This window comes from Tenacibaculum sp. M1.3A (assembly GCF_057732375.1).
The window spans coordinates 543,078-565,075 of sequence record NZ_JBYJEF010000002.1 but is presented as its reverse complement, the minus strand read 5'-3'; the positions used below and the strand labels follow the sequence as shown (position 1 = coordinate 565,075).

The window sequence follows — 21,998 nt, the reverse complement described above, 5'->3', positions numbered from 1 at the left end:
GAAAGTGTTAAAAAAGTGTACTTTTGTGTAACTTTTACAACAACACATGACTACACAACAATTAGTTAACGAAATTAAAAGAAAAAAATCGTTTTTATGCATCGGCCTAGATGTCGATTTAACCAAAATACCACCACATTTATTAAAAGAAGAAGATCCTATTTTTGCCTTTAACAAAGCAATTATTGATGCAACTCATCATTTGTGCGTTGCCTACAAACCGAATACTGCTTTTTATGAAGCTTACGGAATTAAAGGTTGGAAATCTTTAGCGAAAACAATAAAATACTTAAACGAAAAGTATCCTGAAATTTTTACCATTGCAGATGCAAAACGTGGCGATATCGGAAACACCTCAACCATGTATGCTAAAGCTTTTTTTGAAGATTTAGCATTCGATTCAGTTACCGTGGCACCTTATATGGGAAAAGACTCTGTAGAGCCTTTTTTAGCTTTTAAAGATAAACACACCATTATGTTAGCGTTAACATCTAACCAAGGCGCATTCGATTTCCAGACGCTAAGCGTCAATAATAATGAATTATATAAAGAAGTTTTAAAGGTATCAAAAAACTGGAAAAACTCAGAAAACTTAATGTATGTTGTTGGTGCTACCAAAGCCGAATACTTTAAAGAAATTAGAAAAATTGTTCCTGATAGTTTTTTACTAGTCCCTGGTGTTGGCGCACAAGGCGGAAACCTACAAGATGTTTGTAAATACGGAATGAGCGAAAATATTGGCTTGTTAATAAACTCTTCTCGCGGAATTATTTACGCATCTAACAACGAAAAATTTGCTAGTGAAGCAGCTAAAAAAGCAGCAGAATTACAGTTACAAATGAGTGTTGTCTTAAACTAAAAACATGGAGTTCAAAGACCAAATAAATAGAGTTTTTGAATTGCCAGAAACTCCAAAAAGAATAATTTCTTTAGTTCCTAGTCAAACAGAATTACTGGTTGATTTAGGTTTAGAAGATTTTATAGTTGGTGTTACAAAGTTTTGCGTTCATCCAACTTATTTAAGAAAAAACAAAACAGTTGTTGGCGGTACAAAGACCATAAATATTGATAAAATTAAGGCTTTAAAGCCTGATATTATTCTTTGTAATAAAGAAGAGAACACCAAAGAAATCGTAGAAGCTTGTGAGAAAATTGCTCCAACACATGTTTCTGATATTTTTACCCTTGATGATTCAAAAGAGCTAATACTTCAATACGGAGAAATTCTTTCTTGTAAAACACAGGCAAGTAGAATAACGGAAGAATTAGACGATAAATTGAATGATTTTCAATTATTTATCAAAACCAAAACAGCTAAAAAAGTAGCTTATTTTATTTGGAAAAAACCATGGATGGTTGCAGGAAACAATACTTTTATCAACCACCTTTTAGCGTTAAACAAGTTTCATAATATCTACAACAACAAAGAGCGTTATCCAGAAATAGATTTACAAGAGCTTGTTAAAAATGACGAACCTGATTTAATATTACTTTCATCGGAACCATATCCGTTTAAAGAAAAACACATTGAAGAGCTAAAAAAATACTGTAATAGCGCTAAAGTAATTTTAGTTGACGGCGAAATGTTTTCGTGGTATGGTAGTAGATTATTAAAGTCTTTTAATTATTTTAAAAAACTACATAATATAACTTGATGTATCTTTATCTAAATATTTAACTCTATTCAGTTTCTCTAACACTTGCATTGCTTTAAAAGCGGAACGATCGCTTTTGCATTCATCTTCATACTTATAATCATTCGCTCTTTCCACCAATTTACGATACCTTTCCTCTAGATGCTTTCTATATGTTTTTAGCTGATTAATTCTTGACATTTTAAATTTAGTTATGCGGTTCATAAATATACATAAATATTTGAATTACAACCACATAAAAACAAACTGCTTTAAAAAAAAGTGTTTTTCCTATTCTAATAAAAAAAGCCTCACAAATTTGTGAGACCTTTTATTAGAATTTTTTAAGATTAATAACTTACTAATCTTGCAATGCAAATACTTGGCGTAATAAAGCTGTGTTACGCAAACCTGCTTTTTCACGAATACCTTTTTCTTCAACTGCTATCATCGTAAAAACACCTTTTAAAGCTTGTCCTGTAACATAATCTGTTAAATCTGGATTCACTCTTTTTACAAAAGGAATACTATTGTATTTATTTATTAAGTTCGACCAAATTTTATCTGCTCCTACTTTTGCAAAAGAATTTTTAATAACCGGATTAAATTGATTGTATAAAGCTGTATTTGTTTTTCCTTTTAAATAAGAAGTCGCTGCATTTTGCTCTCCTAATAAGATGTTTTTAGCATCGTTAAAACTTATTTCTTTAACTGCATTTACAAAAATTGGCGTTGCTGTTTTAACTGCATCTTCTGCAGTTCTGTTAATTGCTTTTAATCCTTCATCCGCTAAACTACTCAAACCAATCTTACGCAATCCTTTATCTACCGCTTGTAGTTCTTTTGGTAAAATAATTTTTACTAGTTTATTTCTATAAAAACCATCTTTTGCTGTTAGTTTAGAAACCTGATTTTCGATTCCGTTATCTAATGCTTGGCGTAAACCATTTCCTATTTGTTGCTGTGACAATACACCTCCTTGTGGTAATTGGTTTACAACTTTCTGTAATTCTGCGCATCCTGTAAGTAAAACAACAAATGCTAATGCTATAATTTTTTTCATGTTTGTTTGATTTAATATATCTTTTAGAAACAATTAAGCTGTAATTGTCACATTATTTAATGTTTTATTGAAAGCTATCTGTTTTTTTATCATAGCCATATGGGCAATGTTTACAGCCACTTTTACAACAGTAACCTCTCCTTAAGTGATAGGTTTCTTTAAAAACCCTATATCCGTCTTCGTTAATATAATACTCTTCAGGAGTTGCCCTTAAAATTTCATTTCTCATAGTACAAATATCAAAAAAAGATACATTAAATCAGCATTTATTAACTGTTGATTTAATGTATCTCTTTATTTTTTATAGAAGAATTATTTATTTCCTTCCTTTTTCTGGTGGATATTTAGCCATTATTTCATTCACAAATTCTTTAACGCGAGCTTCTCTTTTTTCAACATTACTCGTTTTTAACGCTCCCGTACCAACACCTTGCCAAACTAGTTCTTTCTTTTTCGCATCTAACAAATCAACAAATAAGGTTCCTTCTGTATACTGAGAAACGCTCATTCGATTCATCCCGTAATAATATGGATAATAAAATCCGCCATACATATTATCATTTATATTTATTTTTTCACGCGACTTTGTAAACAGACTCACTAAAATATCTGGTGTGGGTGATTTTGTCATTCCTTTTGCCATTAATTCTGATTCAACAGCACGCATAATTCGTTTTTTATCTAAATCTGAAATAGTTGCTTTATCGATTCCTTTTTTATAAAAAGCAAAAGTTTTGTATTGATTAAAATCAACTTTCGTATCATAATCTGTTGTTACTTTAACAGCACTACATGACGTAATAATTAAAGCGATGATTGACAAAAAAAGTAATTTTGATATCTTCATTTTCTTAGGATTTATAAATTATCTAATAATGCATCATCCACTAAATTAGGAAGGGTAACCTGCAAGTCATTTTCGGCTTTCATTGCTCGTTTTATAGCAAAAACAGCTTCGTCATTCCTTGCCCAACTTCTTCTTGCTATTCCGTTATTAACATCCCAGAAAAGCATTGATTTTAAGCGTCTTGATGCACTCTTAGAACCATCAAGAAGCATGCCAAATCCACCATTAATAACTTCTCCCCAGCCAACGCCACCGCCATTATGAATAGAAACCCAGGTAGCCCCTCTAAAGCTATCGCCAATTACGTTTTGTATTGCCATATCGGCCGTGTAGCGAGAACCATCGTAAATATTAGACGTTTCACGATACGGTGAATCGGTACCTGATACATCGTGATGATCACGACCCAACACTACATTTCCTATTTTACCTTTCTTGATAGCTTTATTAAAAGCTTCAGCAATTTTCGTTCGCCCTTCTGCATCTGCATATAAAATACGCGCTTGCGAACCCACTACTAATTTATTCTCTTGCGCTCCTTTAATCCACTGAATATTATCAGCCATTTGTTGCTGAATTTCTTCTGGAGAATCTTTTTTAATTTTTTCTAAAACTTTACAAGCAATCGCATCTGTTTTTGCCAAATCTTCTGGATTTCCACTTGCGCAAACCCAACGAAATGGACCAAAACCGTAATCGAAACACATAGGCCCCATAATATCCTGTACATAACTCGGATAGGCGAAAGCTTCACCTCCCAATTTTGACTCACTCGCCGCACAGAAGTTACCATTATTATCTTTATATACCATTGCTCCTGCTCTACTTGCTTCTAATAAAAAAGCATTTCCGTAATCAAAGAAATACGTTCCTTTTGTAGTGTGCTTATTAATAGCAATTGCATGACGGCGCAATGTTTCTTGTACTTTGTCTTTAAACAATTCTGGCTCGTTTGCCATCATTTCATTGGCATCTTCAAAAGAAATATCTGCAGGATAATAACCTCCCGCCCAAGGATTGTGTAACGACGTTTGATCTGAACCTAAATCTACATGAACATTCGTTTCATCGAATTTCTCCCAAACATCAACAATATTACCTAAATAGGCGATTGATACCGTTTCTTTACTTTCTTTTGCCAATTTTACTCTGGCAACTAACGCATCTAAATCTGTTATTTTTTCATCAATCCATCCTTGTTTTAAACGGATTTCAGTAATCTTTGCATTCACCTCAGCACACACCGTAATACAACCTGCAATACTTCCTGCTTTTGGCTGTGCTCCACTCATACCACCTAAACCTGCTGTTAAAAACAAGTTTCCTTTTGGTGTTTTATTGATTTTTCTAAATGCATTTAATACTGTAATCGTAGTTCCATGCACTATTCCTTGTGGCCCGATATACATATAACTACCTGCCGTCATTTGTCCGTACTGGGTAACACCTAACGCATTAAATTTTTCTAAATCATCTGGTTTCGAGTAATTCGGAATCATCATTCCGTTCGTAACCACCACTCTTGGTGCATCTTTATGTGATGGAAATAAACCCATCGGATGCCCAGAATACATGGTTAGTGTTTGTTTATCTGTCATTTTCGACAAATACTGCATCGTTAATAAATATTGTGCCCAGTTAGAAAAAACAGCGCCATTTCCTCCATAAGTAATCAGTTCATGTGGATGTTGAGCTACTGCATAATCTAAATTATTTTGAATCATTAACATGATTGCTTTTGCCTGTGTACATTTACCCGGATATTCCTTAATATCTCTTGCATGCATTTTATACGTAGGACGAAAACGGTACATGTAAATTCTACCATAATCTTCTAATTCCTTAGCAAATTCAGGTAGTAAAACTTCGTGGTGTTTTTTATCAAAATATCGTAATGCATTTTTTAATGCTAACTTTTTTTCTTCAGCCGTTAAAATATCTTTACGTTTTGGCGCTCTGTTTATTGAAGAATCATAAACTGGCATTTCAGGTAACTCGCTTGGAATACCTTGTTTTATTTGTTTTTTAAATGACTTCATAATTTCTTTTTTAACGAACTGTAAACTCTCTATTTTTAACCATACTTATTAATGCATTTATATCATCTTTAAGTACACGATCCTCTTCTAACTTAGCTACTTTATTTCTAATAATTTTGAAGTTTTCTTCTAATATTGGCGAAAATGTATTTGGTCTTCTAAAATCCATTGCTTGTGCAGCATACATTAGTTCTATCGCTAATATTTTATCAATGTTCCCTAATATCTGATTGAATTTTCGCCCAGAAACACTTCCCATTGACACATGATCTTCTTGCCCTAATGAAGTTGGAACACTATCTGCAGAAGGCGGAAAACATAACGATTTATTTTCGGTAACCAAAGCTGCGGTAGTATATTGCGGAATCATAAACCCTGAATTTAAACCACCAGCTGCTGTTAACAATCTTGGCAAACCATGTTTTCCTTCTAACAATAAATAACAACGTCTGTCAGCTATATTTCCTAATTCTGATGCTGCAATTGAGGTATAATCTAATGCCATCGCTAAAGGTTGACCATGAAAATTCCCTCCAGATATTGCTTCTGTTTCACTTAATACAATTGGGTTATCGGTAACCGAATTCATTTCTATTTCAGCTAATTCAAACAAATGTACATACGCATTTCTAGATGCTCCATGCACTTGTGGTATACAACGTATTGAATAAGGATCTTGCACTCTTGGAAAACTATTATCATCCGCATTTTTAGAATCTTTTAATAACATACGCATACGTTCTGCTACTTTTAAGTTTCCTTTAAACGGACGAATTAAATGCAGTTCTTCTTTAAATGGCGACACATTTCCTGAATAACCTTCTAATGTCATTGCTCCGACAACATCTGCTAAATCTAAAACATATTCCATTTTTTTTAATCCCAAAATGGCGTGTGCTAAAATAAATTGCGTTCCGTTAATTAATCCTAAACCTTCTTTAGCCATTAAAGTTAACGGTGCTAAATTGTGCTTTTTTAAGATTTCCTTTGCTGGAATGATTTCTCCTTCTTGCCAAAATTCACCTTCACCTAACAATGGTAAAAACAAGTGCGATAACGGCGCTAGATCTCCCGATGCGCCAACTGATCCTTGCTCTGGCACAATTGGTAATAAATCATTTTCTATAAAATAAATAATACGTTCTATTAATTCTAATCGCACTCCCGAAAAACCTTGACAAAGTGCATGTACTTTACAAATCATCATAATTTTAGATAATTTTTTATCAATAGGATTCCCTACACCAACAGCATGGGTAATTAATAGATTTTCCTGTAATTTACTTGTTTCTGCAGGTGAAATTTGCACATCACATAAAGGACCAAAACCAGTGTTAATACCATAAGTAGCAACATCAGAATTTGCCATTACCTCTACCTTTCTTCTACATTCATTTACTGCCTTAACAGCATCGCTGGTAATCATTGCTTTTAAAGTGCCTTCTGCAATTGCAATTACCTTATTTACAGTTAATTTATCTATTCCGTATTTAAACATCGGTTTCTATTATCTTTTTAACAAAGTTATTTTTATTTTTGATAACTAATAAGACTTAAATAATCAATATTTAATAACCATGAGTAATCAAATAGAATTAAGACATCTCCGTTATTTTTTAGCAGTTGCTGAAGATTTACACTTTCGAAAAGCTGCTGAAAGACTCTTTATTTCTCAACCAGGTTTAAGTAGACAAATAAAACAAATGGAAGAAGATTTAGAAATTCAATTATTTGTGCGTCATAATCGAAAGGTAGCATTAACCGAAGCAGGTATATATCTTAAGGGCGAACTTACCCAAAGCTTAAAAAACCTCAACCATATTTTTGAGAATGCTAAACTTTTACAAGACGGAAAAGACGGGCATTTAAACTTTGGTTACGTTGGTTCTGCAATGCAAAATATTATTCCTAACTTATTAGTTGAGTTTAAAAAAGAATACCCCAATATTCAGTTCGGGCTAAAGGAAATGGACAATAAAAAACAGATAGACAGTTTGCTTTCTAATGATATTGATGTAGGTTTTGTGAGGCTAGATCGTGTACCAAGAGGGCTTGCTATAAAACCTCTTTTAAAAGAATCGTTTTGTTTGGTTTTACCTAAAAACCATCCTGTGAATGAAAATAATTTTAAAGGAATGCATCAATTAAAAAACGAATCTTTTATTCTTTTTGATCCTTCTTACAGTCCGTCTTATTTTGAAAAAGTAATGCAAATTTTCGATGACAGTAATTTTACTCCCCTTGTTACGCACAATACCATTCATGCTGCATCTATTTACAAACTAGTAGAAAATAATTTTGGTTTATCAATTGTACCAAAATCATTACAACACGGCTATGACATGAACGTGAAGTTTATTCAACTGAAAAACATACCGCAACGTACCACTTTATCGGTAGTTTGGGATAAAAATAATAGAAATCTAGTTTTAAAATCACTTCTAAATAAGATTAAGTCATAAATAGTTACGGTATAAATGAGTATTTTTACCTATAAATCTCTCTTAATTATTGATGATTCTCGTTTCTAAACATATGGTTCCTAAAGGGTTTGTTGGAGTAACCTTATATCCTTTTATCTTTTTAAAAAGAAAAGATTTAAAGCATAACGCTGAACTTGTAAATCACGAAAAAATACATTTAGAGCAGCAACGAGAGCTTTTTATCATCTTCTTTTTTCTATTTTACTTTATAGAATGGTTTATTAAATTTTTAAAATATAAAGACAAATTTAAAGCCTATAAAAATTTAAGTTTTGAACGCGAAGCTTATCTAAATGAAAATAATTTATACTATATAGAAAAAAGAAAGTTTTGGGCTTTTCTTAACTATTTATAATCCATAAACAATTCTTATATCTTTTAAGAAATTCGTAAATTGCACAACCAATTTTTTATAAAATTTACGAATGGAACAAATAGCACCCTATAAACCTATACATAAAGTACGAATTGTAACTGCTGCTGCATTATTTGATGGCCATGATGCTGCCATAAATATTATGCGAAGAATTATTCAATCTACAGGAGTAGAAGTAATTCATCTTGGGCATGATAGAAGTGTTGAAGAAGTAGTTAATTGTGCTATTCAGGAAGATGCAAACGCGATTGCAATTACATCTTACCAAGGAGGGCACAATGAGTATTTTAAATACATGTATGATTTATTAAAAGAAAAAGGTGCTAACCACATCAGAATTTTTGGTGGTGGTGGTGGTGTAATTCTTCCAGATGAAATTAAAGAATTGATGGATTATGGAATTACACGTATCTATTCTCCAGATGATGGTCGTGAACTTGGTTTACAAGGAATGATTAACGATTTAGTAAAAACTTCTGATTTTGCAATTGGTGATGTTTTAACCGATGAGATTAAGCATTTAGCGGATAAAGAAATAGGAAGCATTGCGCGTATTATTTCTTCGGCAGAAAACTTTCCTGAAGTAGCGAAAGAAACTTTAGCGGCAATTCACGAAAAAAATAAAGATTCTAAAACGCCGGTTTTAGGAATCACCGGAACTGGTGGTTCAGGTAAATCGAGTTTAGTAGACGAGTTAGTACGTCGCTTTTTAGTCGATTTCCCAGAAAAAACAGTTGGATTAATTTCTGTTGATCCATCAAAAAGAAAAACAGGAGGAGCTCTATTAGGAGACCGTATTCGTATGAATGCGATTAATAACGATCGTGTATATATGCGTTCGCTTGCTACGCGTCAATCTAACTTAGCGTTATCAAAATATGTAAACGAAGCTGTACAGGTTTTAAAAGCTGCTGAGTTTAATTTAATTATTTTAGAAACTTCGGGTATTGGGCAATCAGATACCGAAATTATTGAACATTCAGATACATCGTTATATGTGATGACACCAGAATTTGGAGCGGCAACGCAGTTAGAAAAAATCGACATGCTTGATTTTGCGGATTTAGTTGCTCTTAACAAATTTGATAAGCGTGGTGCTTTAGATGCCATTCGTGATGTAAAGAAACAATACATGCGTAACAATAACCTTTGGGATGTTCATATGGATGATATGCCAGTTTTCGGAACCATTGCTTCTCAGTTTAATGATCCAGGAATGAATACGTTGTACAAACGTATTATGGATAAGGTTGTTGAAAAAACGGGAGTTGACTTAAAATCGAAGATGGAAATTACCAAAGAAATGTCTGAAAAGATATTTGTAATTCCGCCAAGCAGAGTTCGTTATTTATCTGAAATATCAGAAAGCAATAGAGCTTATGATAAAAAGGTAGATAGTCAGGTTATCGTTGCTCAGAAATTATATGGTATTTATCAAACTATCGAATCTATTACAAATTCGAATGTTGCCATTTCTAAAATTGGATTGGATTCGGATGTGATTCTGTCTCTCGACTCCGCTCGAGATGACAAAGAGTTCTTAAAATTATTGATCGCTCAATTCGATAAAGTAAAGTTAAATTTCGACCCTCATAACTGGGAGATTATTTTAAACTGGGCTGATAAAGTAAAAAAATATAAAGACCCTGTTTATAGCTTTAAAGTAAGAGATAAAATTATAAATATAGATACACACAGTGAAACTTTATCACATACACAAGTTCCGAAAGTAGCCTTACCAAAATACCAAGCTTGGGGAGATTTATTACGTTGGAATTTACAAGAAAATGTTCCAGGAGAGTTTCCTTATACTGCAGGATTGTATCCGTTTAAAAGAACAGGTGAAGATCCAACAAGAATGTTTGCTGGTGAAGGTGGTCCAGAGCGTACGAACAGACGTTTTCATTACGTAAGTTTAGGAATGCCTGCAAAGCGTTTATCAACAGCTTTCGATTCGGTTACTTTATACGGTAATGACCCAGGAGTAAGACCTGATATTTACGGAAAAATTGGTAACGCAGGAGTTTCTATATGCTGCTTAGATGATGCCAAAAAATTATTTTCTGGTTTCGAATTAACACATGCTTTAACATCTGTAAGTTTAACAATTAATGGTCCTGCACCAATGTTGTTAGGTTTTTTCATGAATGCAGCTATCGATCAGAATTGTGAGAAATATATCAAAGAAAACAAGTTAGAAAAACAAGTTGAAGCGAAGTTTAAAGAAATTTACGATTCAAAAAATTTAGAAAGACCTGTTTATCAAGGTAAATTACCTGAAGGAAATGACGGGTTAGGATTGATGCTTTTAGGTTTAACAGGTGATATGATTTTACCTGCAGATGTATATGCCGAAATTAAAAAAACAACCTTAGCACAAGTTCGTGGTACGGTACAAGCTGATATTTTAAAAGAAGATCAGGCTCAAAACACGTGTATTTTCTCTACAGAATTCGCCTTGCGTTTAATGGGAGATGTTCAAGAATACTTTATTAAAGAACAAGTTCGTAATTTTTATTCGGTTTCAATTTCTGGGTACCATATTGCTGAAGCTGGTGCCAACCCAATTACACAATTAGCGTTGACATTATCAAACGGATTTACCTATGTTGAATACTACTTATCTCGTGGTATGGACATCAACAAATTCGGACCAAATTTATCGTTCTTTTTCTCTAACGGAATCGATGCGGAATATTCGGTAATTGGTCGTGTAGCTCGTAAAATTTGGGCAAAAGCCATGAAACATAAATATGGTGCAAATTCAAGAGCACAAATGTTAAAATATCATATTCAAACTTCTGGTCGTTCTTTACATGCACAAGAAATTGATTTTAACGATATACGTACAACATTACAAGCTTTATATGCTATTAACGATAACTGTAATTCATTACACACCAATGCGTATGATGAAGCAATTACAACACCTACTGAAGAATCAGTACGTAGAGCAATGGCAATTCAGTTAATTATCAATAAAGAATTAGGTTTAACTAAAAATGAAAACCCTATTCAAGGTGCTTTTATTATTGAAGAGTTAACCGATTTAGTTGAAGAAGCAGTATTGTTAGAGTTTGATAGAATAACCGAACGTGGTGGTGTTTTAGGAGCCATGGAAACGATGTATCAGCGTTCTAAAATACAAGAAGAAAGCTTGTATTACGAGACTTTAAAACACACAGGAGAATTCCCAATTATTGGTGTAAATACTTTCTTAAGCTCTAAAGGTTCTCCAACAGTACAACCTGCAGAAGTTATCCGTGCAACGGAAGAAGAAAAGCAATATCAAATAAAAACAAAAAGCATTTTAAACAAAGCGAACGACGGAAAAGTGCAAGAACAATTGGCTATTTTACAAGAAGCTGCGGTTCAGAATGAAAACTTATTTGATAAGTTAATGGAAGCTACCAAGTTTTGTTCTTTAGGCCAAATTACCGAAGCTTTATTTAAAGTTGGTGGACAATATAGAAGAAACATGTAAATAGAGAACCAATTTTTATAAAAAAGTTAATGAATCATTTATCCGAAACTTGATTTGGGATCTTGCAAACAATGTTTGCTAATAATTATAAAACCTCATATTAATTTATGAGGTTTTTTTATTGATTTTTTTAGGTTCCTTTCCTCCTATAATTTGTAATGTTTTTGATAAAAAACAGACCAACTTAAAAAATAAATTCATGAACCTTACAGATCAATTAAAAGAGCACGCTGATAATAGTGCGAAAAACATGCCAGAAGAAGCTAATAACATCATGAAAACTGGTATTAAAAAACTAGAAGATACCGATATTATAAAAAATGCTACAAAAAAAGGGGACCATTTTCCTGATTTTTCTTTACCCAATGCAAAGGGAGAATTAACATCTCTTAACGAACTTCTTAAAAAAGGAAAAGTGGTACTTACTTTTTATAGAGGTGGTTGGTGCCCTTATTGTAATCTTGCTTTAAAAGCATTACAAGATATAGTGCCTCAAATTAAAGAGAAAAATGCAACATTAGTTGCTATTACACCTGAAACACCAGATAATACACTTACTATTAAAGAAAAAAACGAATTAGATTTCGAAATTTTAACAAGTAAGAATAACGAACTAGCACAATCTTTAGGTTTAACTTATAAGTTGCCAGAAGAGTTAGCTACTTTGTATAAAAAATTCGGAATAGATTTATTAGAAAGCCAAGGAAATGACTCGAATGAGTTACCTATTGCTGCGACCTATATTATTGGAACCGACAAAAAAATAACCTATAGTTTTATTACAGAAGATTATAAATTAAGAGCAGAGCCTTTAGATATTATTGCTGCACTTTAATTTACTGATTTAAAATTTAAAATCAGCTCAAGTACTTGAGCTGATTTTTTTCTTTTTATTGTTAAAAGAATCGATTTTAATTCCTATCTATTTTCAATTTCTAAAGTAGTTTGTTTACTTGCTTTTCTTCCTTTTAAAAAAAAGAGGATAAAAAATATCATTACAACTCCTAAATAAATAGAGAACCCTCCTATTTTAGCACTTAAGGTTTCTACCAAATCTTTATAACTAGCTAAACTATATATTTCTAAAATACGCAGCGCAAAACCAACATTTAATAAATAAAAACCAATTTTAAAAAGTTTATTTGTTGCCATTGCAATTTCTACCTTTTGATGAAAAATATCTAGCATAAATATTTTACTATTTTTAAAAAGGTGATATGATACAAACGTTGTTAATCCTATTGCTATTGGTAAATAAATAATGTAGGCAATTAATTCTAATGAAGTATTCATAGTTATTGATTTTTAAAGTGTTTGTGAATTAAATAAACTGTATAAATATTGATAAAATGGAGTGAGGCAATTATAAGAATCATATAACTTAACCTCTTTGTTATTTCTAGTATTACTTCTTCTAAACTATTTATATGATTCATTGTATTTAAACTCCAAACGATTAAACCAATGTTTAATAAATAATAAGCTATTCTTAAAAGGTTATTTATACCGTTTCCAAAATTGATTCTATCAGGAAAATAATTTAGAATATATACTTGTCCGTTTTTATAACAAGCCTCTCCTACCCAAAGAACAATTGTACTTGATAGTAATAGGTATATTATGTATGTGAATTGACTCATATTTCTTTTTTTATCATTTCTAAAATATAAGTCCAATGAATTGATAAGACTACAGGTATGGCACATAATATGTAATAAATAATATGATTTTTATTGCCATTATATTCACCAACAAAAAAACAAGCACCAAAATAAAGTACAACTGCTATACCATAAATCAACATTAATTTTCGTTCAAACTTGTTAATACTACCCGAATAAAACAAGGTAAATAAGAATGAAAACACTTGAAAAACTCCTATCACAAAGGCCAAAACAGCCGCTAAAGAGAGAAAATCGTTTTCTAAAATTGATAAAATTAAGAGTATTAAAAAAGGAGTCATTAAAACTCTATTAATCCATGTCATTATTGAGATATTTATTTTCATAGTTTCAGAAATATTTGAAAGTTTTATTTTAAATTTTTTTACTTTTTTATCATTTTGGTAAAGCTTGATAATAACCAATGCTCATCAGCCTTAATTGTTTTATCAAGAATAGTATTAACTGTATTTGTTACGGTAGCTAAATCTTTCATTACTTTTTTAAACTCCATCGCTTCATCAGAATTATCATTTACATCGTTTTGTAACTCATCTAAAACTTTTAAAACAGGTTCAATCTCTCTTTTTTTGCGTTCTTTGGTTACTTGCTTAAACAATTCCCAAATATCTTTATCAGCTACAAAAAATTCCTTACGCTCTCCTATTACAAACTCTTTACTTACAATTCCCCAATCTATTAATGCTCTTACATTCATATTTACGTTTCCTCTAGATATTTTTAGAGTTTCCATAATAGCATCTGCAGACATTGGTTTGGTTGACACTAACAATAAGGCGTGTACTTGCGCCATTGTCTTATTAATTCCCCAACTTGTAGCTAAACTTCCCCAAGTATGAATGTATTTTAATTTTGCGTCATCTAAGTTCATACGGCAAATATATAACTAATTATTAAATTTTCAATAATTATTGAAAATAAAATATTTAAATTTTATCGATTATCTTGTAATACTTTTAATTAAGCGAATACTAATTAATAAAACACAATTTTGAGTAACGATTTTTACACAACATCTATTGTACCTCATAAAGGTATTATAATTAAAATATGTAGAGCTTACACGGACTCTCAAGAGGATTTTGAAGATTTTTATCAAGAAGCCTGTTTACAAATTTGGAAAAGCAGAGATGCTTTTCAAGAAAAATCTAAATGGAGTACTTGGATTTATCGGATTACCCTAAACATATGCTTAACACTTTCTAAAAGGAATAAACGCAAGCACAATACTATTGAAGTTCTTCATGAAGTATCTGAGAAAAACACTGCTTTTCAAAACGAAAGTTTAAACTTGTTATATGATGCTATTAAAAAATTATCTGAAGTCGACAGAGCAGTAATTTTACTGCATTTAGAAGAGAATCCACACAAAGAAATTGCAGAAATCATAGGAACGAGCCCAAATAACATTGCCGTTCGTATTAACAGAATTAAAAAACAATTAAAAGTAATATTAGATGGAAAAATCAATTGAAAAAATATGGAATGAAGCCTTTATTAAAGAAGAAGCTTTAATTGCACCAAAAATAAATAATTTATACAATCAGAAATCTAAATCGGTCATCTCTAAAATTAAAAGAACTTACGAAATTGATAACAAAGGATTAATTCCTATGGCCATAATAGTTGCTGTAGGTATGACTATATTTTCTGAAGCTATTATAGGTTTTTACGGTGCTTTCTTAATTGTATGTCTCTATTTTTTTAATAACAATTTATTGAAAAAATTTAATACTATTGATGTTACATCTGACAACCTAACTTATTTAAAAAAATACAAAATCATTATAAATATAATAATGAAAGCTACTAAAAAGCTATTTGTATTTGTAATACCTTTAGCTGTTTTATCGATTTTCGCGCTTGCTTTTAGTATTAAAGAAAATAGTTTTTTATCTAAATTTATTTCTTCGGATACTTCTTTCTTAAAAATTATAGGCGTCGGATTGCTAGTTGCTATTGTCGTTTCAATTATTGGAAGAATCGTTTATACCGTTTCTACAAAAATAGTATATGCCAGCCTTATTTCGAAGTTAGATGCTATTATTATAGAAATGGAAGACTTAAAAAACGAACAATAGTTAAAGTGTTTTGTGTATATAGTTATTAGAATATAAAATGTATCGAGAAGTTGTTCATTAGCTCTCGATACATTTCAATTCCGTTTCACTACATTAAAATTACTCGAACTGACATTTTAATTGCATGATATATTCACAATTACTTTACACAAAAGACAACTAAAAAATACTTATCGCTTCTTCTGTAAAATCGTCAATCCAATTCGTATTTGCTCATAGGGAACTTTCTCTCCTAAAAATTCGAAATAAGGCTTTAAAGTTGGTTCATTTTTTAAAACTTTTTTAGCATTTGCTATTAACTTAATAGTTGCTGCATCAATAAATTTATCTAAACTCACATCTTTACCTTCTAAATACAATTTAGATAAATGCGAAAATATTGTTTGTGCTTTTAAGTTTCTCTTGTCTGCTATTTCATCAATCGAAAAACCTTCTTTGTACAAGTTATAAGTTTCGAGCGTTGTATCTTTTTTCCCTTTCTTTTTCTCTTTTACAAAAGTTTTAATCTCTTCCATAAATTCGCCACCATACACTTCTAATTTACGTTGTCCGACTCCACTAATCGCTAAAAAAGCATTATCCGTTTGCGGACGTTCATTTTCTAACTCACGTAAAGTAGCATCACTAAAAACTAAATAGGCTGCAATATTTTCTTCCTGTGCAATTCTGTATCGTAATTTACGTAAACGTTCAAATAATGTGTCTTTTACGACTGATTTCGATGTTTTTTTTCCTTTTGCTTTGATAGCTTTTTCAGTTGATTTGAATTCAACAGGAGTTGTTAATTGAATTTTTTCTTTATCGAAAAGTACTTTTTTAGAAAAATCTGTTAAATGTAGCGTATTGTTTAAATGAAAAGCTATTTGGCAATATCCTTGGTTTATCAATTGAACAATATAATGTTGCCAGTGTTGCCAAGAAATATCATTTCCTATTCCGTAGGTTTTTAAATTTTGATAATTCTTATCTAAAACCGCCGCATTTTTTGCACCACGTAAAACATCAATCACCGTACCCATGGCTTCTTTTTCTTGCAGACGATAAATTGCAGAAAGTGCTTTTTGCGCTATAATTGTTCCGTCGAAAAACTGTACAGGATTTTTACAAACATCACAATTACCACAATTTTTCTCAATCAGTTCTCCAAAATAACTCAGTAAAATTTTTCGCCTACACACAGTTGCTTCTGCAAACTGCTTCATTCTTTCTAACTTCGCTTCCTGAACTTCTTTATTACTTGTATTTGCAATAAACTGACGCAGCTGAATTACATCCGCATAACTATGAAAAAGTAATGCTTGTGCTGGTAATCCGTCACGCCCAGAACGACCGATTTCCTGATAATATCCTTCGATGTTTTTAGGCATGTTATAATGAATCACCCAACGTACGTTTGACTTATCGATTCCCATACCAAATGCAACAGTAGCACAAATAATCTGAACTTCATCTTTAATAAAATCTTCTTGATTCTTGGCGCGTTCCTCAAAATTTAATCCCGCATGATATGCTTTCGCATTTATATTTTGTTGCTTTAATTTACTCGCTAATTGTTCTGTAGCTTTTCTACTTAAACAATACACAATACCAGCTTCATTCGGTCTTTTATTGATAAATTTAATAATCTGCTGAACTCTATCGTTTGCAGGACGAACTTCTAAACTGATGTTTTCTCTGTTAAAAGAACTTACATATTTAGTAGCATGCGGAACCGCTAATTGCTCTAAAATATCTTCTTGTGTAGCTTTATCTGCAGTTGCGGTTAACGCCACAATAGGAACATTTGGCAATGTTCTTTTTAAGAATGATAATTGTTTATATGACGGTCTAAAATCATGACCCCAAGCAGAAATACAATGTGCTTCATCAATCGCAATACAACTAACGTAATTTGGATTTAAAATATTTTGAAGCAACGATAAACTTTCTGGAGCCACATACAATAGCTTTACTGTTTTATTTATAACCGAATCAAAAACTTGCTGTTGTTCTTCGGATGATTGACTGCTATTGTAATAAGTAGCTGCAATACCGTTTGCTTTTAAACTATCTACCTGATCTTTCATTAAGGCAATTAACGGAGAAACAACTACGGTTATACCTTCAAAAAATAATGCTGGTAATTGAAAACATATCGATTTTCCTCCACCAGTTGGCATAATTACCAAAGTATCTTTATTGTTTAAAACATTTTCTATAATTGCTTGCTGTTGTAACCGAAAGCTATCGTAACCAAAATTTGCTTTTAATTTTACAAGTAAGTCTTTTTCTGTAAGCTGCATCATATTGCAAAAATAATCATAAAAAAAGCATAGAAAATAATTTCTATGCTTGATTTTATTTATTAATTATCACTTATAAATAAGGAACAGTTACTTTAAATCTTGTAATAAAACCTCAACTGCTTTTTGCAATTGAGCGTCTTCTCCTCTTTCTTTCCAACCCGGAGCATTTTTTACTAAATAATCTGGAACTGCAGGTGCTTCATTCTCCATGTTTTTTCCTGATTTCTTCACAAACCAAGCTCTAAACGGCATACGAATAGCTCCGTTTTGTAATCTTGCAGATCCTGTAGAAACTACGGCTCCGAATGTTGGTTGCCCTACTAATTTACCTAAGCCTAAGTTTTTAAATGCATGTGAAAAAATTTCAGCATTCGAATAACTATTCTCATTACACAAGGCAACTACTGGCTTTGTATTTACTGATAAAATTGCACGTTCGTTAAACGGATAATTTTTATTGAACTTCTTATTATTCTTTAAACTTTTAGCGGCTCCTCTTGGCACTGTATAGGCATGTTGATCTACATTTAAAACAGCCATTAATCGGTCGGTTGTCCAGCCACCACCATTATAACGCACATCAATTACAATTCCTTTTTTTCCGTAACCGCTTGCTTTTAACTCACGTTCAAAACGCTCGAAACTTGGCATATTCATTCCCTGTATATGAATGTATCCTAATTGCCCGTTTGAGTATTCATCAACTAATTTTTTACGAGACGTTATCCAGGCTTCATATTGCTGAATTCTAATAGATCGTTGCGGTCTTAACACAACATCTTTTCCGTTCTTTAAACTCAATAACACTTCGTTACCTTGTGTATTTTTCAATAGCTGATAAAAGTTAGTGTTTTTAGCTATTTCATTTCCATTTACAGCAGTAATAACATCGCCAACTTTTAAAGTGCTTTTCGATTTATCAGCAACTGTATTTTGTAAAATATAATTCACTTTTACGCCATCTTTGGTATTTACCACATCTAAACCTAGCAAACCTACTTTGTCGTTTATGGTTTTAGGAGCTGAACCTCTATAACCCATATGACTCGCATTTAACTGACCTAACAATAAATTATACATGTACGTATAATCTTGATGTGTTGTTGCTGATAAAACCCAAGGTCTGTATCTTTTCACCAAATTATTCCAATCATAACCGTGAAATTCTGGATCGTAAAAACCTGCTGTTAACACTCTAATACCTTCTTCAAAAACCTGCTCATATTCTTTCTTGCTGTTTGTTGTGTAGGTTGCAGCATGTGGTAACTTCGTTACTTTATCTGATTTGGTATCTAACTGATTTAAACTTCCTCTTGAAGTAAAATAAACTTTTTCTTTATTTTCTGATATTCCTCTTGCACCGCTTACACTTTTAATCGCTTTTGGCTTGCTTCCATCCCACTTTACTTTATAAGTGCTTCTTTTTTTACTTGCAGGATCAGTTGCTGAAAAATAAATAAATTTACTGTCGGCACTAAACATCGGACTGTATTCATTATCCTGTAAAGAAGTTACTTGCACTAAACGATCGTAAATTTTATCTTGATCTATTTTAACAACAACTGTTTTTTTATTCTTTTTCTTATCCTTTTTATCAGACTTATCTTCCTTTTTTTCTTTCTTCTTCGGATAATAACTTCCTTCTTCGTGATCAATTTTCGATTTTTCCCAATCTGTTTTATCTAACCAAACCATCCAAACATCATAGTTCATTCCGCTTCTATTCGATAAAAATGCTAATTTTTTACCATCTGCACTCCAAACTGGGTTTGCATCACTTCGTGGATGCATTGAAACGTTCATCTTTTTAGATTTATCAGCAATCGACTGAATGAATATTTCACTATCGAAATTTAAATCTTCTTGAGAATACGCTATATATTTACTATCCGGACTCCAAGAAACATCTTCGGTAGCAGCCCAAGAGTTTGAGTATTCTTTCGATTTAACAATTTTACCATCTTTTAAATCGGCAATCATTAAAATCCCACGACCAACTTGATAAGCTATTTTTTTTCCATCAGGAGATACTAACGACCCAATTACATCTTCCTTATGATTCGTTAATTTGGTCACCTTTGTTTTTAAACTTCGGTGTAAACCAACCAATGTATCTGTAGAAACTGCACTATATAATTGATAAACACCATCTCTATCCGAAGAAAAAACAACTGTTTTATCATTTATCCATTGCGGATTACGATCTCTAAACAAATGCTTGCTTACATTATTAGAGCGCTTCTTTTCTTTGTTGTTTTCTTTTACAAAAATTTCACCGTTAATTTCAAGTGCAATACTTTTTCCGTTAGGTGAAACTGCGTAACTACTAATTTCGTTAGTAACTGTTTTTGTTATTTCTTCCTCAAAACGATTATCCGAAGAAAGTTTTAAACTTATTTTTTGTGTAGAACCATTTTCAACTTTAAATAAATTTACACCACTTAAGTAAATAAACGCCCCGCTATTGCTTACTGAAAATTCTCTAACTCCATCTTTTTTCTCTGATGTTAATTGAGTTACGTTTCCATTAGCTGTTCCGTTTGAAGAGATTGGCTGTTTATATACATTATAACGTCCGCTTTTTGCGGCGATATAATATAAGTTTCCAGCAGCATCCCATTTAGGAGAATGGTCGTTTTTGTTACTTGTTGTAATTTGATTGTATTTTTTGGTATCTGTATTATAAATCCAAATATCTCTTTGTGCAGAACCCGAATAATCTTCACGCGCAATACGACAAGCTCCTTTGGTAAACGCTATTAATTTTCCGTTAGGAGAAACTGAAGCTAACTCGCCGTAAGCTGTTAATAATCGCTCTGGTGTTCCGCCATTTTCATTTACGGTATACATTTGCTTATCCCATTCTGGGCCGCGATAAACTCTACCTGTTGTAAATACAATCGCTCCTTCTGAAGTCCAACCTGTAGGAATATTCGCCGTTGGATAATACGTTAGTTGTTTTGGTACACCTCCATTAAGAGAGGTTGTAAACACGTTGTCATTTCCTTTTCTGTTTGATGAAAATGCAATTTCGGTATCATCAGTATTCCACACCGGATTACTCTCATAACCTTTATGAATTGTTAGCCTTTTAGATTCTTTATTATTCAAATTATACACCCAAATATCTCCATGATAACTAAAGGCCATTTTTGAACCATCATTGCTAATAGCAGGTTTTCGAATTAAAGAATTTTGAGAAACTAAAACACCAAAACTAAATAGCATTGCGAGTAGAAATAGATTTTTTTTTAACATCCGATTAATTTTATGCAAACGAAATTAAAGTATTCGTAACCTTATCAGAAAATTTTAAGACTTTTTAACAGTCTTAGAACAAATAACAACTGACATCTTTTCCGATTATTGATAAAATAAATGAATTAGATATGCTATATATAAGCGACTATAAATCATTATTCTCGTTATTAAGCTAAAACATTTGTCTTTTCAAATAAAAACATGCTACTTTTTCAGCTTTGGCTTGGTTTTAGTAGGTACTAACGCAGGATATTAAAATACTCACTACATAAAAATTATGTAAAAGGAGTATTTTTTTAAATTAAACAATCATAGTATGAGTCAAGTAAAAGAGAACAATACAGTTAAAGTAAACTACACAGGTAAATTATCTAACGGACAAATTTTTGATAGTTCTGAAGGAAAAGAGCCTATAGAATTTACTTTAGGAGAAGGAAGATTAATACCTGGTTTTGAAAAAGGTTTAATTGATATGAAATTAAACGAAAAGAAAACTATTACAATTGCTAAAGAAGAAGCATATGGTGATGTTAACGAGAGCTTAATTCAGGAAGTAAATAAGACTGAACTTCCACAAGATATGGCACCTCAAGTAGGTATGGGACTTGTTTCTAAATCTCCTGACGGACAAGAATTCAACTTAGTTATTACTGAAGTTAAAGAAGAAAGTGTTATTATTGACGGAAATCACCCTTTAGCTGGTAAAGAACTTATTTTTGATCTTGAGGTTGTTGCTATTAACTAACAACAAAAGATTAACATC

Annotated in this window: 20 protein-coding genes; 8 read left to right on the top strand and 12 right to left on the bottom strand. The window is 31.8% G+C overall.

The annotated features are described in order from the left end of the window. Positions 1-46 precede the first annotated feature (46 nt). Both pyrF and AC28QF_RS05260 read left to right on the top strand, forming a co-directional pair. A complete protein-coding gene (gene pyrF, locus AC28QF_RS05265) occupies positions 47-859 on the top strand; it encodes an orotidine-5'-phosphate decarboxylase (RefSeq protein WP_488200419.1) in 813 nt (270 codons plus the stop codon). A 4-nt stretch (positions 860-863) separates the two neighbouring features. Continuing rightward, positions 864-1,655 carry an ABC transporter substrate-binding protein gene (locus AC28QF_RS05260; RefSeq protein WP_488200420.1) on the top strand — a complete coding sequence of 264 codons (792 nt, stop codon included), beginning with the start codon at positions 864-866 and terminating at the stop codon, positions 1,653-1,655. Here AC28QF_RS05260 and AC28QF_RS05255 read toward each other — a convergent pair. The 6 genes from AC28QF_RS05255 to hutH form a co-directional block, all read right to left on the bottom strand. Then, complete coding sequence (locus AC28QF_RS05255) at positions 1,638-1,835, bottom strand: Lacal_2735 family protein (protein ID WP_488202410.1); 198 nt, start codon at positions 1,833-1,835, stop codon at positions 1,638-1,640. The genes AC28QF_RS05260 and AC28QF_RS05255 overlap by 18 nt on opposite strands. Positions 1,836-1,995: 160 nt before the next feature. Next, positions 1,996-2,697, bottom strand: a complete 702-nt coding sequence (locus AC28QF_RS05250) for a DUF4197 domain-containing protein (protein ID WP_488200422.1) — start codon at positions 2,695-2,697, stop codon at positions 1,996-1,998. Between the two features lie 64 nt (positions 2,698-2,761). Further along, on the bottom strand, positions 2,762-2,926 hold the full coding sequence (locus tag AC28QF_RS05245; protein ID WP_488200423.1) for a C1orf53 family protein: 165 nt from the start codon (positions 2,924-2,926) through the stop codon (positions 2,762-2,764). Between the two features lie 87 nt (positions 2,927-3,013). Next, complete coding sequence (locus tag AC28QF_RS05240) at positions 3,014-3,544, bottom strand: DUF4136 domain-containing protein (protein WP_488200424.1); 531 nt, start codon at positions 3,542-3,544, stop codon at positions 3,014-3,016. An 11-nt stretch (positions 3,545-3,555) separates the two neighbouring features. Next, positions 3,556-5,583: a urocanate hydratase gene (gene hutU / locus AC28QF_RS05235; RefSeq protein ID WP_488200425.1), complete on the bottom strand. Its 2,028-nt coding sequence runs from the start codon at positions 5,581-5,583 to the stop codon at positions 3,556-3,558. Between the two features lie 10 nt (positions 5,584-5,593). Continuing rightward, the gene (gene hutH, locus AC28QF_RS05230) at positions 5,594-7,081 is read right to left on the bottom strand and encodes a histidine ammonia-lyase (RefSeq protein ID WP_488200426.1); all 1,488 of its coding nucleotides are present in this window, start codon (positions 7,079-7,081) and stop codon (positions 5,594-5,596) included. A gap of 79 nt (positions 7,082-7,160) precedes the next feature. Between hutH and AC28QF_RS05225 the strand changes: the two genes are divergently transcribed. The 3 genes from AC28QF_RS05225 to AC28QF_RS05215 all read left to right on the top strand — a co-directional run bounded on the left by AC28QF_RS05225 (position 7,161) and on the right by AC28QF_RS05215 (position 12,761). Then, complete coding sequence (locus AC28QF_RS05225) at positions 7,161-8,045, top strand: LysR family transcriptional regulator (RefSeq protein WP_488200427.1); 885 nt, start codon at positions 7,161-7,163, stop codon at positions 8,043-8,045. A 446-nt stretch (positions 8,046-8,491) separates the two neighbouring features. Next, positions 8,492-11,926 (top strand): methylmalonyl-CoA mutase family protein, encoded by a 3,435-nt coding sequence (locus tag AC28QF_RS05220; protein WP_488200428.1) that lies wholly within the window; start codon positions 8,492-8,494, stop codon positions 11,924-11,926. Between the two features lie 199 nt (positions 11,927-12,125). Beyond that, the gene (locus AC28QF_RS05215) at positions 12,126-12,761 is read left to right on the top strand and encodes a peroxiredoxin-like family protein (protein ID WP_488200429.1); all 636 of its coding nucleotides are present in this window, start codon (positions 12,126-12,128) and stop codon (positions 12,759-12,761) included. A gap of 83 nt (positions 12,762-12,844) precedes the next feature. Here the strand turns inward: AC28QF_RS05215 and AC28QF_RS05210 are convergent, their stop codons facing one another. Genes AC28QF_RS05210 through AC28QF_RS05195 form a run of 4 tightly spaced genes read right to left on the bottom strand, consistent with a single transcriptional unit; the run spans position 12,845 to position 14,479 of the window. Further along, a complete protein-coding gene (locus tag AC28QF_RS05210) occupies positions 12,845-13,219 on the bottom strand; it encodes a hypothetical protein (RefSeq protein ID WP_488200430.1) in 375 nt (124 codons plus the stop codon). A gap of 2 nt (positions 13,220-13,221) precedes the next feature. Beyond that, complete coding sequence (locus tag AC28QF_RS05205; protein ID WP_488200431.1) at positions 13,222-13,566, bottom strand: hypothetical protein; 345 nt, start codon at positions 13,564-13,566, stop codon at positions 13,222-13,224. Next, entirely contained in the window at positions 13,563-13,934 is a 372-nt protein-coding gene (locus AC28QF_RS05200) for a hypothetical protein (protein WP_488200432.1), read from the bottom strand. Before AC28QF_RS05200 ends, AC28QF_RS05205 begins: the two co-directional genes overlap by 4 nt. Before the next feature lie 38 nt (positions 13,935-13,972). Next, complete coding sequence (locus AC28QF_RS05195) at positions 13,973-14,479, bottom strand: GbsR/MarR family transcriptional regulator (RefSeq protein ID WP_488200433.1); 507 nt, start codon at positions 14,477-14,479, stop codon at positions 13,973-13,975. Positions 14,480-14,599: 120 nt separating this feature from the next. Here AC28QF_RS05195 and AC28QF_RS05190 point away from each other — a divergent pair, with 120 nt between their 5' ends. After that, on the top strand, positions 14,600-15,082 hold the full coding sequence (locus AC28QF_RS05190; protein ID WP_488200434.1) for an RNA polymerase sigma factor: 483 nt from the start codon (positions 14,600-14,602) through the stop codon (positions 15,080-15,082). Further along, a complete protein-coding gene (locus tag AC28QF_RS05185; protein ID WP_488200435.1) occupies positions 15,066-15,689 on the top strand; it encodes a hypothetical protein in 624 nt (207 codons plus the stop codon). The genes AC28QF_RS05190 and AC28QF_RS05185 overlap by 17 nt, the downstream gene beginning before the upstream one ends. 170 nt (positions 15,690-15,859) lie before the next feature. Here AC28QF_RS05185 and recQ read toward each other — a convergent pair whose 3' ends face one another. Both recQ and AC28QF_RS05175 read right to left on the bottom strand, forming a co-directional pair. Beyond that, positions 15,860-17,974 carry a DNA helicase RecQ gene (gene recQ, locus AC28QF_RS05180; protein ID WP_488200436.1) on the bottom strand — a complete coding sequence of 705 codons (2,115 nt, stop codon included), beginning with the start codon at positions 17,972-17,974 and terminating at the stop codon, positions 15,860-15,862. Positions 17,975-18,061: 87 nt separating this feature from the next. Beyond that, positions 18,062-21,232, bottom strand: a complete 3,171-nt coding sequence (locus AC28QF_RS05175; RefSeq protein ID WP_488200437.1) for a S41 family peptidase — start codon at positions 21,230-21,232, stop codon at positions 18,062-18,064. A 319-nt stretch (positions 21,233-21,551) separates the two neighbouring features. Here AC28QF_RS05175 and AC28QF_RS05170 point away from each other — a divergent pair, with 319 nt between their 5' ends. Further along, complete coding sequence (locus tag AC28QF_RS05170; protein ID WP_488200438.1) at positions 21,552-21,980, top strand: FKBP-type peptidyl-prolyl cis-trans isomerase; 429 nt, start codon at positions 21,552-21,554, stop codon at positions 21,978-21,980. The last annotated feature ends 18 nt before the right edge of the window (positions 21,981-21,998 follow it).

Excerpts from the sequence above, each read along its gene's own strand:
- pyrF (WP_488200419.1), top strand. The coding sequence starts at position 47 with ATGACTACACAACAATTAGTTAACGAAATTAAAAGAAAAAAATCGTTT.
- AC28QF_RS05260 (WP_488200420.1), top strand. The coding sequence starts at position 864 with ATGGAGTTCAAAGACCAAATAAATAGAGTTTTTGAATTGCCAGAAACT.
- AC28QF_RS05255 (WP_488202410.1), bottom strand. The coding sequence starts at position 1,835 with ATGTCAAGAATTAATCAGCTAAAAACATATAGAAAGCATCTAGAGGAA.
- AC28QF_RS05250 (WP_488200422.1), bottom strand. The coding sequence starts at position 2,697 with ATGAAAAAAATTATAGCATTAGCATTTGTTGTTTTACTTACAGGATGC.
- AC28QF_RS05245 (WP_488200423.1), bottom strand. The coding sequence starts at position 2,926 with ATGAGAAATGAAATTTTAAGGGCAACTCCTGAAGAGTATTATATTAAC.
- AC28QF_RS05240 (WP_488200424.1), bottom strand. The coding sequence starts at position 3,544 with ATGAAGATATCAAAATTACTTTTTTTGTCAATCATCGCTTTAATTATT.
- hutU (WP_488200425.1), bottom strand. The coding sequence starts at position 5,583 with ATGAAGTCATTTAAAAAACAAATAAAACAAGGTATTCCAAGCGAGTTA.
- hutH (WP_488200426.1), bottom strand. The coding sequence starts at position 7,081 with ATGTTTAAATACGGAATAGATAAATTAACTGTAAATAAGGTAATTGCA.
- AC28QF_RS05225 (WP_488200427.1), top strand. The coding sequence starts at position 7,161 with ATGAGTAATCAAATAGAATTAAGACATCTCCGTTATTTTTTAGCAGTT.
- AC28QF_RS05220 (WP_488200428.1), top strand. The coding sequence starts at position 8,492 with ATGGAACAAATAGCACCCTATAAACCTATACATAAAGTACGAATTGTA.
- AC28QF_RS05215 (WP_488200429.1), top strand. The coding sequence starts at position 12,126 with ATGAACCTTACAGATCAATTAAAAGAGCACGCTGATAATAGTGCGAAA.
- AC28QF_RS05210 (WP_488200430.1), bottom strand. The coding sequence starts at position 13,219 with ATGAATACTTCATTAGAATTAATTGCCTACATTATTTATTTACCAATA.
- AC28QF_RS05205 (WP_488200431.1), bottom strand. The coding sequence starts at position 13,566 with ATGAGTCAATTCACATACATAATATACCTATTACTATCAAGTACAATT.
- AC28QF_RS05200 (WP_488200432.1), bottom strand. The coding sequence starts at position 13,934 with ATGAAAATAAATATCTCAATAATGACATGGATTAATAGAGTTTTAATG.
- AC28QF_RS05195 (WP_488200433.1), bottom strand. The coding sequence starts at position 14,479 with ATGAACTTAGATGACGCAAAATTAAAATACATTCATACTTGGGGAAGT.
- AC28QF_RS05185 (WP_488200435.1), top strand. The coding sequence starts at position 15,066 with ATGGAAAAATCAATTGAAAAAATATGGAATGAAGCCTTTATTAAAGAA.
- recQ (WP_488200436.1), bottom strand. The coding sequence starts at position 17,974 with ATGATGCAGCTTACAGAAAAAGACTTACTTGTAAAATTAAAAGCAAAT.
- AC28QF_RS05175 (WP_488200437.1), bottom strand. The coding sequence starts at position 21,232 with ATGTTAAAAAAAAATCTATTTCTACTCGCAATGCTATTTAGTTTTGGT.
- AC28QF_RS05170 (WP_488200438.1), top strand. The coding sequence starts at position 21,552 with ATGAGTCAAGTAAAAGAGAACAATACAGTTAAAGTAAACTACACAGGT.